The sequence below is a fragment of the Arthrobacter sp. K5 genome (genome assembly GCF_040448525.1).
GTDB lineage: Bacteria > Actinomycetota > Actinomycetes > Actinomycetales > Micrococcaceae > Arthrobacter > Arthrobacter globiformis.
In genome coordinates this window covers 3881602-3897553 of sequence record NZ_CP159279.1, presented here as the reverse complement: position 1 = coordinate 3897553, position 15952 = coordinate 3881602, and the positions used below count along the sequence as shown (strand labels likewise).

Genomic DNA, 15952 nt, shown 5'->3' with positions numbered 1-15952 from the left:
CCTCGCCCACGAGACTTTGCAGAAAGAAGCACCCCGATGAAGATCCGCATCAACGCGCTGGCCGGCATCGCGATCGCCGCCACCGCAGCCCTCGGCCTCTCGGCCTGCGGCTCCAGCACCTCCCCCGCTGCCTCACCCTCCGCTGACCCCGCCAAGGGCGAGATCACGGTCTACAATGCGCAGCATGAAAGCCTGACCAAGGAGTGGGCGGACGCCTTCACCACGGAAACGGGCATCAAGGTCACGCTGCGCCAGGGCTCGGACACCGAGATGTCCAACCAGATCGTCCAGGAGGGTGCGGCCTCCCCGGCGGACGTCTTCCTTACCGAAAACTCCCCCGCAATGGCGCAGGTGGAGAATGCCGGTCTCTTCGCCGACGTCAACAAGGACACCATCGCCCAGGTTCCGGCGGAGTTCCGCCCCTCCACAGGCAAGTGGACCGGCATTGCCGCCCGCTCCACCGTCCTGGTGTACGACAAGAACAAGATCTCCGAGGACAAGCTGCCCAAGTCCATGCTTGACCTGGCCAAGCCGGAGTGGAAGGGCAAGTGGGGCGCTTCCCCCAGCGGCGCCGACTTCCAGGCCATCGTCTCCGCCCTGGTCGAGCTCAAGGGCGAAGCCGCTGCTGCGGAATGGCTGAAGGGCATGAAGGAAAACTTCACCGCCTACAAGGGCAACAACACCGCCATGAAGGCAGTGAACGCCGGCGAGGTCAATGCAGCGCTGATCTACCACTACTACTACTACGGCGACCAGGCGAAGACCGGCGAGAACTCCAACAACGTCACGCCGTACTACTTCAAGAACCAGGACCCGGGCGCCTTCCTGTCCGTCTCAGGCGGCGGCGTCCTGAAGTCCTCGAAGAACGCTGAGAACGCCCAGGCCTTCCTGAAGTTCATCACCGGCAAGAAGGGCCAGGAAATCCTGCAGAAGGGCACCTCCTTCGAGTACGCCATCGCTTCGGGCGTCCCGGCCAACGAAAAGCTCGTTCCCGTCAAGGAACTTGAGGCCCCCACCGTGGACCCGGCCAAGCTGAACTCCGCGAAGGTCACCGAGCTGATGACCAAGGCAGGACTGCTCTAATTCTGTGATCACGCAAGTATCGGCTGCGGAGGAATCCGGAAGCACGACGTCGGCGGGCCGGGGCAAGCGCCCCCGCCCGCCTTTCGGCGTTTCAGCGGTAGCTGTCGCGGCGGTGCTGATCGCCCTGTTTTCGCTCCTGCCGCTGGCTTACGTGGTGTACATGACCGCGGCCACCGGCTGGGACACCGCCCTCGAACTGGTCTTCCGGCCCCGCGTCGGCGAACTGTTGCTGAACACGGTGCTCCTGATGCTGATCACCGTTCCCCTCTGCCTCATCCTGGGCGTCGGCGGCGCATGGCTTGTGGAGCGCACCACACTTCGCGGAAAGAAGGTGTGGGCGGTGCTGCTCGCCGCTCCCCTGGCCATCCCGGCCTTCGTCAACAGCTATGCCTGGGTTTCCGCCGTCCCCTCGCTGCACGGCCTGTTTTCCGGGGTGCTCATCGCCACCCTGTCCTACTTCCCGCTGGTCTACATTCCCGCTGCCGCGACACTGAGCCGGCTGGATCCCGCAGTAGAGCAGTCGGCTGCGTCCCTCGGCCTGGGCGCCTGGCGGGCATTCTTCCGCGTGGTCCTGCCGCAGCTGCGGATCGCCATGACCGGCGGCGGACTGCTGGTGGGGCTGCACCTCCTGGCCGAGTACGGCGCCTTCGCCATGATCCGCTTCGACACCTTCACGACGGCGATCATGGTGCAGTACCAGTCCACGTTCAACGGCACGGCAGGGAACATGCTCGCGAGTGTGCTGGTGTTCATCTGCCTCATCCTGCTGGTCGTCGAGGTCCGCAGCCGAGGCACCGCGCGGTACGCCCGGGTCGGTTCCGGTGCACAGGCCAAGGCACTGTGCCTGCCGCTGCACGCCTACCAGTGGCCGGCCCAGCTGGCCCTGCTCGGCCTGACCCTGCTTGCCTTCGGCCTGCCGCTGCTGTTCGTGCTGCGCTGGATCATTGCCGGCGGATCAGAAATCTGGGCCGCTGACGAGTTCGTTCCCGCGCTGCTGCAGACCCTCCTCTACGGGCTGGCCGGCGCCGCGGCCACCACCGTCGTCGCCTTCCCCATGGCCTACCTCGCCGTCCGGCACGCCAGCTGGTTCAGCAAGGGCCTGGAACTGTCCAACTACGTCACCAGCTCGCTGCCGGGCATCGTGGTTGCCCTGGCCTTCGTCACCGTCAGCATCCGGCTTGTCCCGGGCGTCTACCAGACCACCGGCGTCCTGATCGCCGCCTACGTCCTCCTGTTCCTGCCGCGCGCCCTGGTGAACATCCGGGCGGGGCTGGCCCAGGCACCCAAGGAGCTGGACGAGGCGGCCCAGGCACTCGGCAGCCCTCCGCTGCTGTCGTTCATCCGCGTCACACTGCGGCTCACGGCTCCCGCCGCGGCCGGCGGCGCCGCCCTCGTCTTCCTGGCCATCGCCAACGAACTGACCGCCACGCTGCTCCTGTCCCCCAACGGGACCAGGACCCTCGCCACCGAGTTCTGGAGCAAGAGCAGCGAAATCGACTACGCCGGCGCGGCGCCGTACGCCCTCTTCATGATCGTGATCTCGGCGCCCATGACCTATTTGCTCTTCCAGCAGTCCAAGAAAGTAGCGGGACAGTGACCGAACAATCCCCGTCCAGGCTTCCGGAACCGCGGATCTCCCCCTCCGTGGCGCCAAGCACCAACAGCCACCTGGAGATCGACGCCGTCACCAAGAACTTCGGCTCGCAGGCCGTCCTCAAGGGCGTGAACCTGTCCGTGGCCAAGGGCGGAACCACCGCGATCGTGGGCCCCTCCGGGTCGGGCAAGACCACCCTGCTTCGGCTGATTGCGGGCTTCGAACACCCCGCCACCGGCAGCATCTCGCTGAACGGATCCCCGGTGGCGGGCGACGGCGTGTGGAAGCCGGCGCACAAGCGCCACGTCGGCTATGTGGCGCAGGACGGCGCCCTGTTCCCGCACCTGACGGTGGGGCAGAACATAGCGTTCGGGCTCAGTGCCGCAAAGCTCGACGGCGGCCGGCGCGCGGTTAATGCGCGGGTCAACGAACTCCTGGAGATGGTGTCACTGGACACCGCCATGGCCAGGCGCCGGCCGCACCAGCTTTCCGGCGGGCAGCAGCAGCGCGTCGCCCTGGCCCGGGCCCTCGCCCGCGAGCCTGAACTGATGCTGCTGGATGAGCCCTTCTCCGCCCTGGATGCCGGGCTGCGCGTCGCCACCCGGCGGGCGGTGGCCAAGGTCCTCAACGAGGCCGGGGTGACCACCATCCTCGTCACCCACGACCAGGCCGAGGCACTCTCCTTCGCGGACCAGGTGGCGGTCATGCGGGGCGGCAAGCTGGCACAGATCGGCAACCCGTTCGTTGTGTACACCCGGCCGGCGGACCGCGCCACGGCCGAGTTCCTGGGCGACGCGGTGATCCTCGATGCGTGGATGGAGGGCTCGCTGGCCACCTGCTCGCTCGGCGGGATCCCGGTCCGGCGTCCGCCCGCGCAGGGCCGCGTCCAGCTCATGCTGCGCCCGGAGCAGATCCGCATCGCCGAGGACGGTCCCATCCGCGGCGTGGTGGTGGATACCGACTACTTCGGCCCCGAAACCACCGTGCGGCTCAAGCTCGCCGTGCCGCCCAAGCTGGCCGGTGCCATGCCCGACCACCGCTATCCCGGCGGCGGTGAAGTGATCACCATCCGGCACTGGAACGCATCCATCGCGCAACCCGGCACGGAACTGTGCCTGCGCGTGGTGGGGGAAGCCGTGGCCTTCCCGCTCGAGTCGGACTGACTTTCGCCGCTTTGCCTACCGTGCCGTCAGCACGGTGGCCAGCGGGGTGTACTTGAACGACTTCAGTGTCAGCTTCCCGCCGGCGGTCGCCGCGCTGACCGCCGGCTGGCCCGGCCTGGGCAGCACGACCGACGTCAGGGTCTGTTCGCCGCCGTTCACAAAGACCTCCGCCGAGGAATAGTCCACGAAAATGGTCAGATCCACGCTGCCCCTCCCCGGCGAGCTGCCGTTGCGGGGCGGGCTCTGCGCACTCCTCCGTTCCGTGAACACAGGTCCGAGGGCATCAGCGCCTGGCACCAGTGCCGCCCGGTCCACCCATGCCGTGCCTGCCTCGAAGTTGTAGCCCACCGTGGCGAAGTCCGCGCCGCCGTTGCCCAGTTTCAGCAGGGCCTCCGTGCCGTCGTCGCCCGGTGCACGCTCCAGGGTCACGTCCAGCCGGTAGGCACCGCCTGCGGGCGCGGGAAGCCCGCCGGCACCCTCCGGGGTCAGCGCCCCGCTGTCTGCAGTCTTGGCTTCGCCGTCCAGCGCGGACAGGGCGGGAGTGGGGGTGGAGACGAGCGTGGGCCTGCCCTGCACCGTTTTCAGCCGGATGTCCCGGACGATGGAGTCCGCACCGCCCTGCCAGTCGGTCGTGGGCAGCTGGCGGGCATACGTCCAGTTGTTCATCCAGCCGATCGCGTGGCGGGACGCCATCCGTTCGTTTTCCGTCAGCCGGGGATCGTCCCAGGTGACGGCGGCGTAGAAGTCGGCGCCGGCGTCGAGCCACTGGTGTTTGTCATCCGCGGGGGTGAACGTGGTCCCGTCAAAGGTCCCGGTCCAGTACGCTACCCCGGTGGTCCGGCCTTCCGCGGTGCCGTTCGCGCTGGCCGCCAAAACCCAGGTGCGCTTGGCGGGGTCGCCGTCGACGTCCAGCTGGAAGAGGTCGGGGCATTCGAGGATCCCCAGGCCTTTCCGTTCGAAGCCCGATACGTAGTTCCAGTCCTTCAGGTCCCTCGAGGTGTACAGGCCGATCTTTTCCCCCTCGGCCAACGCCATGACCCACTGTTTCCGGGCCTCGTCGCGGATGATTTTCGGGTCGCGCCAGTGCTCCTTGCCCGGGTTGTCCATCACGGGATTCCCGTCGGCCTCCTTGAACGTGTAGCCCTTGTCCGTGGAGTAGAACAGGGACTGCCGCTGCACGCCCTTGTCCTGCTGGGTCATGACGGCGACGACGGCACCCTTGCCGAAGCCGGCGGTGTTGTCCTGGTCCACCACGGCGCTGCCGGTCTCAATGTCCCCCAGGCCGTTCTTGAATTTCCCGATGGCCACGCCTTCGTCCTTCCAGTGCACCAGATCGGTGCTGGTGACGTGGAACCATTCGGTGCCGTTTCCCTCGGGGTGGTCCGCGTTGTAGAGGTAGTAGTAGTGCCACACCCCGTCCAGCAGGAACGGCCGCTGCGGATCGTTCATCCACTCCTTGGCCGGAGTGAGGTGGTAGGAGGGCCGGAACTGTGAGGCGCCCTCGGGTCTGCTGAAGGACTTCGGGGCTGCACTCTGGGTGCTGCTGCCTTGGGCGCCACCGCCCTGGGGTCCGGCACCGCCCTGTGTTCCGCCGTCGCCCGGACGCCCGGCCAGGCCGATGACCGCGGCCGCGGCCGCGGCGAGCACCAGAGCCAGGGCCACGGCCACCGCAATCCACCGCGCGCGGGGGCCGAGCGTGCGTAGGGAAAACCGCTGCATGTTCGCCGTTCGTGTTGGGAGTTGCTCCCAATTTTAGCGCGGACGTCCTTTTCGATGCCCCTTGCCAGGACGCTCGGCGCCGGGTTCCACAGACTCAGCCAGCGGAGTGAAGCGACACGCTCAACCAGCGGGATCCTGCGCCGGGCGCCTCTTCTGCGGATACGGCGTCTCGCCGCGGGCAAGCATCTGGACAAACCCGGCGATTTTCCGCTCCCTTGTGGAGGCCTGCTTAACCGAATTGGTGCGGTAGATCAGCGCGTAGCGATTCACCGAGGTCAGCACGTCGAACATGGCCTGCGCCTCGGGCACGGCGGCGATGGCGGCGGCCAGATCCGCCGGGACCTCCGCCGTCGCCGGTCCTGAATAGGCGGCCTCCCAGCGGCCGTCGGCCTTGGCGGCGTCGACGGCGGCACGTCCCGGGGCCGTCATCTTCCCTGCCGCCTCAAGCCGGGCCACATGGCCCACGTTCCGTTCGGACCAGGGGCTCTTGGGCCCCCGGCGGGTCATGCGCTGGAGGTAGCTGCCGCCGTCGCGTTTTTTGACCTGGCCGTCGATCCAGCCGTAGCAGAGCGCCTCGTCCAGTGCGGCGTCGTAATCGAGTTCAGTGACGTTGCCGCCCTTCTTGTGCAGGACCAGCCAGACGCCGGGGCTGTCGCTGTGGTGGGATTCCAGCCATGTCCGCCATGCGGCTGCATCGGTCACCAGCAGTTCCTCGAGTTCAACGGGCATGCGCCTATTCTGCCCCAGCGCTGCGTGATTCAACCCGGTGCCGCGCGATTCAAGACGTGGCATCATGGCCATGTCGGCGCCGTTTTCGAAGATCCTGGTGTTTCGAGTTCGAGGAGAGAGCATGCTTCGTGTCCGCCCCATCCACTTCACGTCCCGGGTTGACCCCTGGGAGCGGCTCCTCACCGACCTGGGGATGATTAAAACCACCGACGAGGGCTCCTGGCGGGAGTACGACGCCGGTGCGGGCAGGCTGGCGCTGCACCAGGCCGAACCGGGCGCTGCGGAGGATGGCGTCACGCACTTTGGCGTGGAGGTGGGTGACCTCGAGGAGTTTGCCCGGCGCACCAACCAGTCCGGCGCGGAATCTGACTCCTCGTCCGCCGAGCTTGTCCGCGCGGACCACGGCGACTCCTGCCGGATCACGGGCGCGGACGGTTTCAGCTTCTTAGCCGACAGGGCCGCCCACGGGGCCGGCTGTGCGGATGCGGATCCAGCGCTGGCCGTGGTGGAGGTCTGGTTCAGCGAGGACGTGACAGCCGCTGCCCAGGCGCTGCGGGACATTGGGGCACGGTTCCGGCCCGTCCCGGACGACGATGAGACTGCCGACTTCACCGCCAAGAACGGCGGTGTGCTGATGGCGCGGCCCGGCACCGGCGCGGCGCACGCAGGACTGGGATTCGAGTACGCCGGGGACCTAGACGCCCTGCGGGACCGCCTCACGGCCGCGGGACACGACGTGACGCTGACCGAGGAGGCGTTCGGGCGCACCCTTCATGTGCCGCACCCGGACAATGACGGTGCGGCGGCACAGCGGGCCCCGCTCTGGATCTCCGCCCGGCGCCCGTCCTAGCCGCCCGGCGCCCGGCGTAACCCCCAAACGGCCGGAGCAGCGGCGCGGCGCGGCGGCGCGGAGAGGCAAAATCGGATGGTGAGACTGCGTCGTTTTGCCCGCCGCCAGGCGCCGGGATCCCACGCCTCGGCGGCCGGAGCTGTGGTGATGGGGTAAAAATGATTCATGAACGTGCGCACCCCTGACCCCAACCCCGGCTGGCTTTCGGACGAGGATCTCTTCGAAGCCAGAGGCAGGCTCCCGATGGTCTACGTGGAGGCGGTGCCGGTCCGGCTGGATCCACTCGGGTTCGTGAATGAGGTGGGCACACTCCTGCAGGCGGACGAGGACGGCACCATGGTCCGGTCCCTCGTTTCCGGCCGGGTGCTCTACCGCGAGACCATCCGCGCCGCACTGCTGCGCCACATGGAAAAAGACCTCGGCCCGCTGGCATTCCCCCAGCTCCCCATCAGCCCTGTGCCGTTCACCGTGGCCGAATACTTCCCCGCCCCCTCGCACACCGGCTTCACCGACGACCGCCAGCACGCCGTATCACTGGCCTACATCATCCCTGTGACCGGCGAATGCGAACCCCGCCAGGACGCTCTGGAGCTGACCTGGATGACGCCCCAGGAAGTGCTTAGCGACGGCGTGCAGCTCGAGTTCACCGGCGGCCGCGGTGCCCTGGTGCGGCAGGCTCTGGCCTACGCCGGCGTCGGCAGCTGACGCCCGGGCGCCCGCGCCTCCCGGACTTCGCACCCTCTCCTTTGTAGACTGTTGGGCGGACCCCAAGAGAACTTAAGGACTCCCATGAACCACCCTGCAGCTGCCAAGACCTACCGTGAACAGCAGGCGGGCTCTCTGCGGGCGGGCGACCACCTTCTCCTGCCGGACGGCAAGCGGTCCGCGGAAATCCACTCCGTGGAAGTCGAAACCGATGATTTCGGCAGCCCCGCCATCATCCTTGCGACCCTCACCGGCGGCGGCACGCTGCGCATTGCTGCCGGCTCGTCCGTCCGCATCCCCGGACCCGCGGTTGACGACGTCGCCTCCCCGGAAGCCGCCGCCAATGCCGCTGTTATGACTGCTGCCGCCGTCGAAGATGCTGCCGGCGCAGACGGCGCCGGCGCGGACGGCGCCCCCCAAGGAACGGACAGTGACGCCCAAAGGGCGGACGCCCAGGCGTCCGACGCCGGCGTTCCCCTTTCCGTCGTGGGGAGAGAAGCAGCTGGGGAGACTGCGCGGACGGCGCCTGCCGCCGTCGTCGTCCCTCCGCTGCCGTCCACCTCCCCGGGGGTGGTCGGCCCCAGTGCGGAGGATCTGGCCCTGATCCCGGAGCCCTCGGGAACGCCTGAATCCGTGGTGGAAGCCGTGGCGGAGGCCCATCCGGACGCCGTCGGGGTGCAGCTGCTGGCCGACAAACTGGTCAAGGGCATCAACACCAAGTCGGGCAGCTGCCTGAAGGACCTGAGTGACCTCGCGCATGAGCTGTTCGTCATGCTCAAGGATGCCGAGGCGTCGCTGGCCGTGGCCGACCTGCTGAACGTGCTGCCCTTCGACGGCAACCCGGGGCGCTGGGGGTCGGTGGAGGCGTCGCTTGCGCTGTCCAGTTACGTGTGCCGGCAAACGGGGCAGAAGGACCGCGCCGCCGTGTACGAGAAGCTGCTCCGGGCGCCGGACAACCAGGAGACGGATCCGTTCAAGGCGCGGATGCAGGCCCGGGTCCGCCAGCGGTCACTGAACGAGCCGAACCTGTACGACAAAGAGATTTTCCGCTCCATCGACAACTCCAACCACGAAGCGGAGCGCGAGTGGCGGCTGCTGCGGCTGGAATCGCTGCTGTTCCTGCGCGCCCACGGCGGATCCCAGACCATCAGCGCGCCGGAGCTGGAGCGGCGGATTGCGAATGAACTGGAGTCTGTGCGCGGCTGAGCGGCCCTGCGGTACGGGTGCCCGTTTTCTGCCGGAAATTCCCCTAGCCCGGGTCGCGCCCAAGTTGTAGATTCAGGCCATGACGAACAAGCTCAGCGTTGTGATCAATTCCGACGCGCCACAGATTTGGACGATGCTGCGTGAACCCTCGAAGGTCGCGCAATGGCATGGCTGGGAAGCCGACGAGCTGGCGGCGGAAATCAATGAGATCTACTTCAGCAAATCCGTGGTTGAAGGGCCGGACCACACCTCCCTGACGGTCAACAACGGTGACATCTTCACGCTGAAGCCCGTGCCCACGGGAACTGAGGTCAGCGTCACCCGCGCCGGTGTGGACCACAACTCCGAATGGGCCGCGTGGGACGAGGACATCACCCAGGGGTGGCTGATCTTCCTGCAGCAGCTGCGGTTCGCGCTGGAGCGCCATCCCCACGGGAGGCGCCGCACCTGCTACTTCTCCGTCCCCGGTTCGGGCGGCTCCGCCATCGAGAAACTCGGGCTCAAGGACATCCCCGCCCCCGGCGAAGAATATTCGCTGACCTTGGGCACCGGCGAGGAGGTCTCGGGCAGGGTCTGGCACAAGACCAACCACCAGGTGGGGATCACCGTACACAGCTACGCGGAGCACGGGGAGGGCCTGCTGATTGTGGCTGACCAGCCCGTCATCCCCGAGAAAAGGCCCGACGGCGGCTCGATGGTGATCCTCTCGCTCTACGATCTGGGCGCACACAGCATGGAAACGATCCGCTCCCTCTGGGACGACTGGCGCTCTGAGAACTACCCCACATCAGAACCCATCCAGTGAAGGTTCGCCGCTGTTAGCTGGCACACTTGAACCGTGCCAGCCAATCCTGAACCGCCCTCCACTTCTGTACCGGTGCCGGCCGCCCGTCAGTCGGAGTTCTCCTTCCGGGTGGGCAAGCGCCTGACCGAAACATGCAACCCTACCCCCGAGCAGGAGACCGCCAACGGAGGCGGGTTCCTGGGCCGGACCGGCACCATCACCACGCCGCACGGTGAGATCCAGACACCGGCCTTCATCGCCGTCGGCACCAAGGCCACGGTGAAGTCGGTGCTTCCGGAGTCCATGGCCGAACTCGGCGCCCAGGCCCTGCTGGCCAACGCATACCACCTGTACCTGCAGCCCGGCCCCGAGATCCTGGACGAGGCCGGCGGCCTCGGCGCGTTCATGAACTGGCACGGGCCCACCTTCACCGATTCCGGAGGCTTCCAGGTGATGAGCCTGGGCTCGGGGTTCAAGAAGGTCATCGACATGAAGTCCGTGGACACCTCCGGACCGGACGATGCCGTGGCCCCCGGCAAGGAGCGCCTGGCCCACATCGACGACGACGGGGTCTGGTTCAAGAGCCACCTCAACGGGGACCGGCACCGTTTCTCCCCCGAGATCTCCATGCAGGTCCAGCACCAGATCGGCGCGGACATCATGTTCGCGTTCGACGAGCTCACCACGCTGCAGAACTCCCGGGGATACCAGGAGGAGTCGCTGGAACGAACCCGGCTGTGGGCGGTCCGCTGCCTTGAGGAACACTTCCGGCTCACGGCCGGGCGGCCCGGCAAGCCGTACCAGGCCCTGTTCGGCGTGATCCAGGGCGCCCAGTACGAGGACCTGCGCCGCAAAGCCTGCCGCGACCTCGGTGCCATGGCCTTTGACGGGTACGGGATCGGCGGAGCCCTTGAGAAGGAGAACCTGGGCACCATCGTGCGCTGGTGCAACGAGGAACTGCCCGAGAACAAGCCGCGGCACCTGCTGGGCATCTCCGAGCCGGACGACATCTTCACGGCCATCGAGAACGGCGCCGACACCTTCGATTGCGTCTCCCCCACCCGGGTGGCCCGCAACTCGGCGTTCTACACGCCCGACGGCCGCTTCAACCTCTCCGGTGCCAAGTACAAGCGCGACTTCGGTCCGCTGCAGGACGGCTGTGACTGCTATGCGTGCCTGAACTATTCAAGGGCCTACATCCATCACCTGTTCAAGGCCAAGGAAATGCTCTCCGCCACGCTCATTTCCATCCACAACGAGCGCTTCGTGGTGAAGATGGTGGACGACGCCCGGCTGGCGATCGAGTCTGGCGACTTCTTCGAGTTCAAAGCCGAGACGCTGGGCCGGTACTACTCCTAGGCCTGCGGCAGCAGGGCCGCGCCGCCGTCTGTACTGCCGACCGTTTCGATGGTTCCCTGCACGCTCGACGTATCGCGGCGTCGAGCCTGGCAGGGAACCGTCGAACCGGATTTCCACATAGCCAACTTGAGGTCTGGAACACGGACGTTGCGAGGCCGACGCTGGAACCATGACGCAGCCGAATCCCCAGCTTCCCACCGGCAAGATGTGGCGCACGCAGGAACTGTTCAGCGCCGGTGTTCACCCACGGGCCATCACCCGTTTAGTGCAGAGCGGCGACTTGGTGCGTCCGAGGCGCGGCTGCTACGTCCGCGGCACCTGGTGGAATGGACTGAAGCCGGGCACGCGCAGCCGTTACCTGATCCACGCCCATTCACACGGGACGCTTACGACGTCGGCCGGCAGCTTTGTCTACAGCCACACCTCGAGTGCCCGCTTGCGCCGGCTTCGCCTGTGGAACGTTGATGACCGGATCCACCTGACCCAGGCGACTTGCCCGTCCAGAATTTCCCATGGAACCGGCGTCGTTGCCCATACCCGTACCCTGCGGCGGGGCGAGATTGGCTTTGTGGATGGTCTCCCCTGCACGTCACTCGAGCGGACAGTGGTGGACTGCTGCCTGATGTTCAACCTGCGGCAGTCCGTGATCCTGGTCGATCATGCCTGCAGGCTTGGCGCGGATCTTGAGGCTCTGCGGACCTACTGCGCCGAACTGGCCGGGCGCAACGGAGTCGTGGCGCTGCGCGGCGCCGTCGACCTGGCGGATCCGCGCGCCGAGTCGCCCGGGGAATCCCTGACCAGGGAACTGCTGCACAGGCTCAAGATCGAGCCGCCCGAGCCCCAGTACGTGGTGCACACTCCGCTCGGCAAGCACCGCCTGGACTTCGCCTGGCCGAAGAAGAAAGTCGCGCTCGAATTCGATGGAAAGGCCAAGTATTTCGACTATCAGCCCACCGGCGAAGTCCTGTTTGCCGAACGTCGGCGCGAAAAGGCACTCATGGAACAAGGCTGGATCTTCGTGCGGATCGAGTGGAAGGACCTGTTCAACGAGGCGGAATTCAAGTACCGGGTGCTCCGGGCGCTCGGCAGGGGCGCTGCCGCCTGACTCCCCACCGTCCCTGTGCTCCCGCCGTTTCGATGGTTCCCTGCCGGGCTCGACGACTCGCAGCGTCGAGCGGGTCAGGAACCGTCGCAACGGCGGCAGATCGGACGGGAACGTGCGATGGGGGTGGCCGGCTATGCTGCCTGGGTCGGCGCCCCGTAGCTCGGTTCGCGCTTCTTGACCCAGCCGATGGCCAGGGTGGTCACGGGAACGAAGAGGAACTCCACGAGGGTCTTGTAGAGGAAGCCCACCAGCACGTAGTTCGCAAACGTGCCAAAGTCGCTGATGCCGATCACCGAGGCCGCGATGCTGCAGAAAATCAGCGTGTCCACGAATTCCCCGGCCACGGACGAGCTCATGATGCGGGCCCACAGCGACTTCTCCCCGGTGCGGGCCTTCATCCTGACCAGGATCCACGAGTTGATGGTCTGCCCGGCGAAGAAGGCAAGGAGCGAGGCCAGCACGATCTGTGGAACTGGGCCGATTGCGCCTTCGAGGGCGGCCTGTTTGGCGGTGCCGAAGTCGTCGTCGAAGCCAGGCAGCGCAATGATCACCCAGTAGCAAACTGCGGCGAAGACCGACAGGGCAAACGTGGTGATAATGGCTTTCCGGGCTACCTTGAAGCCGTAGACCTCACTGATGACGTCGCCCAGGATGTACGCCAGCGGGAACAGGAAGAAGCCGCCGTCCGTGACGATTGGACCCAGCACCACGCCCTTGGAAGCACCGATGTTGGACAGGATCAGCACCACGGCCATGACCGCAAGCATGATGCCGAAGTAGGGGGACCCGATTGAGGCGAATTTCGGCGCTGCTTTCGGCACGGAGGACTGGGCGGTAGTCATGGGTTTTCCATTCGTAGTGGTTCGCTCGGCTGCCTGCGTCCCTGCGAACGGAGATGGCAGCTGGCTGTATTAGCACTGGGACGGGTCCCGCCGGCTGGCCGTCGAAACCGCCCTTCATTGTCCCACCATTGCCGGCTCCGGGGAGAGCGGGCTCACGGCCGGCAAAACCCCGGGGACGACGACGGCGGGCTGCCGCCCCTGGGACCCAAAGGTCACCGCGGGGCCGGCCACCCGCCGTCGTGCGTTACCTGTTTTTCGCTGAGGTCAGACGTTGACGAAGTCCTCGTCCTCATCCTTGCGGGCGGCGCCCGACGGGGTGCTGGACGCAACCGTGCTGGACCAGGCGTGGCCCTGCTCGCGGTCCAGATGCGTGGTCTTCTTGTTCTTCAGCGCGAAGATGTAGACCAGCAGGGACAGCCCGATCGCGATGGTGACGTACGTGAAGAACAGGTCCACCTGATCCGACTTCTGCAGTGCGGCGCCGATCAGCGGAACCGTGCCGCCGAACAGCGAGTTGGCTACGGCATAGCCCAGGCCCACGCCAAGGGCTCGGATGGAAGCCGGGAAGAGCTCGGCCTTCACGAGGGCGTTGATGGAGGTGTAGCCGCCTACGATGAGCAGGCCTCCCATCATCAGCAGGAACGCTGTGAACGGATCCTTGGTGCCAGCCAGGGTGGAGAGCAGCGGCCAGGTGAAGAGCACACCGGTGATCCCGAACCAGAGGAGCAGCGGCTTGCGGCCCACCTTGTCGGAAATGATGCCGTAGACGGGCTGGAGCAGCATGAAGATGAAGAGGGCCCAGAAGTTGATCACGGACGTGTCCGTCTTGGCGATGCCGGACGTATCGTTCATGAACTTCAGGATGAAGTTGGTGTACGTGTAGAAGGCCACAGTGCCGCCCAGGGTCACGCCGATGCAGATCAGCAGCGGCTTCCAGTGCTGGGTGAACAGCAGCCGCAGGGTGCCGGGCTGTGCCTCGCCGGCTGCGGCAGGTGCCTTGGCTGCCTGGACCTGCTCCTCGGAAACCGTCTCCTCCATCGAACGCCGGAGCCACAGGACCACCAGCGCCGCAACACCGCCGATGGCGAACGGGATGCGCCATCCCCATTCCTTCAGCAGCCCGTCGCCCAGGGTGTTCTGCAGAATCACCAGAACCAGCAGTGCCAGCATCTGGCCGCCGACCAGGGTCACATACTGGAAGCTGGAGAAGAAGCCGCGGCGCCGCGAGGTGGCAGCCTCGGACATGTACGTGGCGCTCGTGCCGTATTCTCCGCCCACGGAGAAGCCCTGCAGCACACGGATGAGGATCAGCAGGACAAGGGCCCAGATCCCGATGACGTCTTGGGTCGGGAGGATGGCGATCGCGAACGATCCTGCGGACATCAGGGTCACGCTGAGGGTCAGGGCAGCCTTACGGCCGTTGCGGTCGGCGTAGCGTCCGAAGAACCAGCTGCCGATGGGGCGCATGAGGAACGACGTCGAGAAGACGGCCATCGCCTCCAGCCCGGCCTGGAGCTCGTCCTTGGAATTGAAGAAGTGTGCCTGGAAGTACGCCGCGAAAACCGTGTAGACGTAGAGGTCGTACCACTCCACGAGGTTGCCGGCGGAGCCTTTGAGGATGTTGCCGACTGCGCGGCGGGTTTGTGCTGCTTCTGACAGTTGGGTGCTCATCAGTGAACCTTCCTGGATTCGGCGTGGAAAGAAAGCAACGCCGCCCGCCACCCTATGGCCTGTGACTGGGGCCACCGCCCGTTTTGGTCATACTGTTCATGAGCACAATGCGAGGGCTGCGCGGCCGGTGGCAGGATGGGGGCATGACTTCTACCGCGTTTGACTCCACCGCTTTGGCGTCCGATACCGCGTCCGACGCCGTTTCCGGCACCACCGCCGCTCCCGCCGTCGTCCTGACCATCGCAGGCTCGGAGGCGACCGGCGGGGCCGGAGCACAGGCCGACCTGAAAACGTTCCAGGAACTCGGCGTCTTCGGCATCGCCAACCTCACGTGCATCGTGTCGTTCGACCCGGAGAATGACTGGAACCACCGCTTCGTGCCCGTGGACCAGGAAGTCATCGCGCACCAGCTGGAAGCGACGACGGCGGCCTACGGTGCCGCTTCCGGCGCACCTTCCGTGCTGGACACCGTGAAGATCGGCATGCTGGGCAGCCCGGCCACCATCTCGACCGTGGCCACCGCTCTGGCGTCGGGTGCGTTCAGCAACGTCGTCCTGGACCCGGTGCTGATTTGCAAGGGCCAGGAGCCGGGCCATGCCCTGGACACGGACCAGGCACTCAAGGCACAGATCCTGCCGCTGGCCACGTTCGTCACGCCCAACCACTTCGAGGCCGAGTCGCTGTCCGGTCTGGAGATTACCGACATCGAATCCCTCAAGGCTGCGGCAGTCCGGATCCACGAGCTGAGCGGAGCCGCGGTGCTGGCCAAGGGCGGCGTGCGGCTGTCCGGTCCCGACGCCGTCGACGTTTTCTACGACGGCGAAACCCTCGAGGTCCTGACGGCGCCGAAGGTGGGCGAGGTGGCAGTCTCCGGCGCCGGCTGCTCGCTGGCTGCGGCGGTGACGGCGGAGCTGGCCAAGGGTGCATCTCCGCTGGAGGCAGCCCGCACGGCGAAGGGCTTCGTGACCGCGGGCATCCGCAACCGCGTGGCCTCCGGCGCCCCGTTCGACGCCCTCTGGCAGGGCGGCCCGCGCTAAAATCCTCTCCGCCCCCGGGGACGCTCTCTCACCTTTCGCACGAAAAACCGGGACGCTCCATCACTGGAGCGTCCCGCTTATCTCTGCAGGATCTGAGAGAGCGTC

General features: G+C 66.6%; 14 protein-coding genes. 10 read left to right on the top strand and 4 right to left on the bottom strand.

What is annotated here, in order from left to right:
- Positions 1–36: 36 nt before the first annotated feature.
- From ABRP34_RS17785 to ABRP34_RS17775, 3 genes are read left to right on the top strand one after another with little or no spacing between them, the layout of a single operon-like run.
- Positions 37–1083 carry an iron ABC transporter substrate-binding protein gene (locus tag ABRP34_RS17785; protein WP_353711190.1) on the top strand — a complete coding sequence of 349 codons (1047 nt, stop codon included), beginning with the start codon at positions 37–39 and terminating at the stop codon, positions 1081–1083.
- A gap of 4 nt (positions 1084–1087) precedes the next feature.
- Entirely contained in the window at positions 1088–2680 is a 1593-nt protein-coding gene (locus ABRP34_RS17780) for an iron ABC transporter permease (protein ID WP_353711189.1), read from the top strand.
- Positions 2677–3840 carry an ABC transporter ATP-binding protein gene (locus tag ABRP34_RS17775; RefSeq protein ID WP_003798536.1) on the top strand — a complete coding sequence of 388 codons (1164 nt, stop codon included), beginning with the start codon at positions 2677–2679 and terminating at the stop codon, positions 3838–3840. The genes ABRP34_RS17780 and ABRP34_RS17775 overlap by 4 nt, the downstream gene beginning before the upstream one ends.
- A 15-nt stretch (positions 3841–3855) precedes the next feature.
- On the opposite strand, the gene ABRP34_RS17770 is transcribed toward ABRP34_RS17775, so the two are convergent.
- Entirely contained in the window at positions 3856–5559 is a 1704-nt protein-coding gene (locus ABRP34_RS17770; RefSeq protein ID WP_353711188.1) for a glycoside hydrolase family 32 protein, read from the bottom strand.
- Between the two features lie 120 nt (positions 5560–5679).
- Complete coding sequence (locus ABRP34_RS17765) at positions 5680–6288, bottom strand: YdeI/OmpD-associated family protein (RefSeq protein WP_353711187.1); 609 nt, start codon at positions 6286–6288, stop codon at positions 5680–5682.
- Between the two features lie 121 nt (positions 6289–6409).
- Between ABRP34_RS17765 and ABRP34_RS17760 the strand changes: the two genes are divergently transcribed.
- From ABRP34_RS17760 to ABRP34_RS17735, 6 genes are all read left to right on the top strand, one after another.
- A complete protein-coding gene (locus ABRP34_RS17760; RefSeq protein WP_353711186.1) occupies positions 6410–7138 on the top strand; it encodes a VOC family protein in 729 nt (242 codons plus the stop codon).
- 165 nt (positions 7139–7303) lie between these two features.
- Positions 7304–7843 carry an NUDIX hydrolase family protein gene (locus ABRP34_RS17755; RefSeq protein ID WP_003798527.1) on the top strand — a complete coding sequence of 180 codons (540 nt, stop codon included), beginning with the start codon at positions 7304–7306 and terminating at the stop codon, positions 7841–7843.
- An 84-nt stretch (positions 7844–7927) separates the two neighbouring features.
- Positions 7928–9049, top strand: a complete 1122-nt coding sequence (locus ABRP34_RS17750) for a DUF6707 family protein (RefSeq protein WP_353711185.1) — start codon at positions 7928–7930, stop codon at positions 9047–9049.
- Positions 9050–9128: 79 nt separating this feature from the next.
- Positions 9129–9854 carry a hypothetical protein gene (locus ABRP34_RS17745; RefSeq protein ID WP_003798525.1) on the top strand — a complete coding sequence of 242 codons (726 nt, stop codon included), beginning with the start codon at positions 9129–9131 and terminating at the stop codon, positions 9852–9854.
- Between the two features lie 33 nt (positions 9855–9887).
- On the top strand, positions 9888–11192 hold the full coding sequence (gene tgt, locus ABRP34_RS17740; protein ID WP_043417729.1) for a tRNA guanosine(34) transglycosylase Tgt: 1305 nt from the start codon (positions 9888–9890) through the stop codon (positions 11190–11192).
- 169 nt (positions 11193–11361) lie between these two features.
- Positions 11362–12297, top strand: a complete 936-nt coding sequence (locus ABRP34_RS17735; protein WP_353711184.1) for a type IV toxin-antitoxin system AbiEi family antitoxin domain-containing protein — start codon at positions 11362–11364, stop codon at positions 12295–12297.
- Between the two features lie 131 nt (positions 12298–12428).
- Here ABRP34_RS17735 and ABRP34_RS17730 read toward each other — a convergent pair whose 3' ends face one another.
- On the bottom strand, positions 12429–13139 hold the full coding sequence (locus ABRP34_RS17730) for a queuosine precursor transporter (protein ID WP_353711183.1): 711 nt from the start codon (positions 13137–13139) through the stop codon (positions 12429–12431).
- A gap of 264 nt (positions 13140–13403) precedes the next feature.
- Positions 13404–14810 (bottom strand): MFS transporter, encoded by a 1407-nt coding sequence (locus ABRP34_RS17725; RefSeq protein ID WP_353711182.1) that lies wholly within the window; start codon positions 14808–14810, stop codon positions 13404–13406.
- A 143-nt stretch (positions 14811–14953) separates the two neighbouring features.
- Here ABRP34_RS17725 and ABRP34_RS17720 point away from each other — a divergent pair, with 143 nt between their 5' ends.
- The gene (locus ABRP34_RS17720; protein WP_353711181.1) at positions 14954–15847 is read left to right on the top strand and encodes a hydroxymethylpyrimidine/phosphomethylpyrimidine kinase; all 894 of its coding nucleotides are present in this window, start codon (positions 14954–14956) and stop codon (positions 15845–15847) included.
- Positions 15848–15952: the final 105 nt, after the last annotated feature.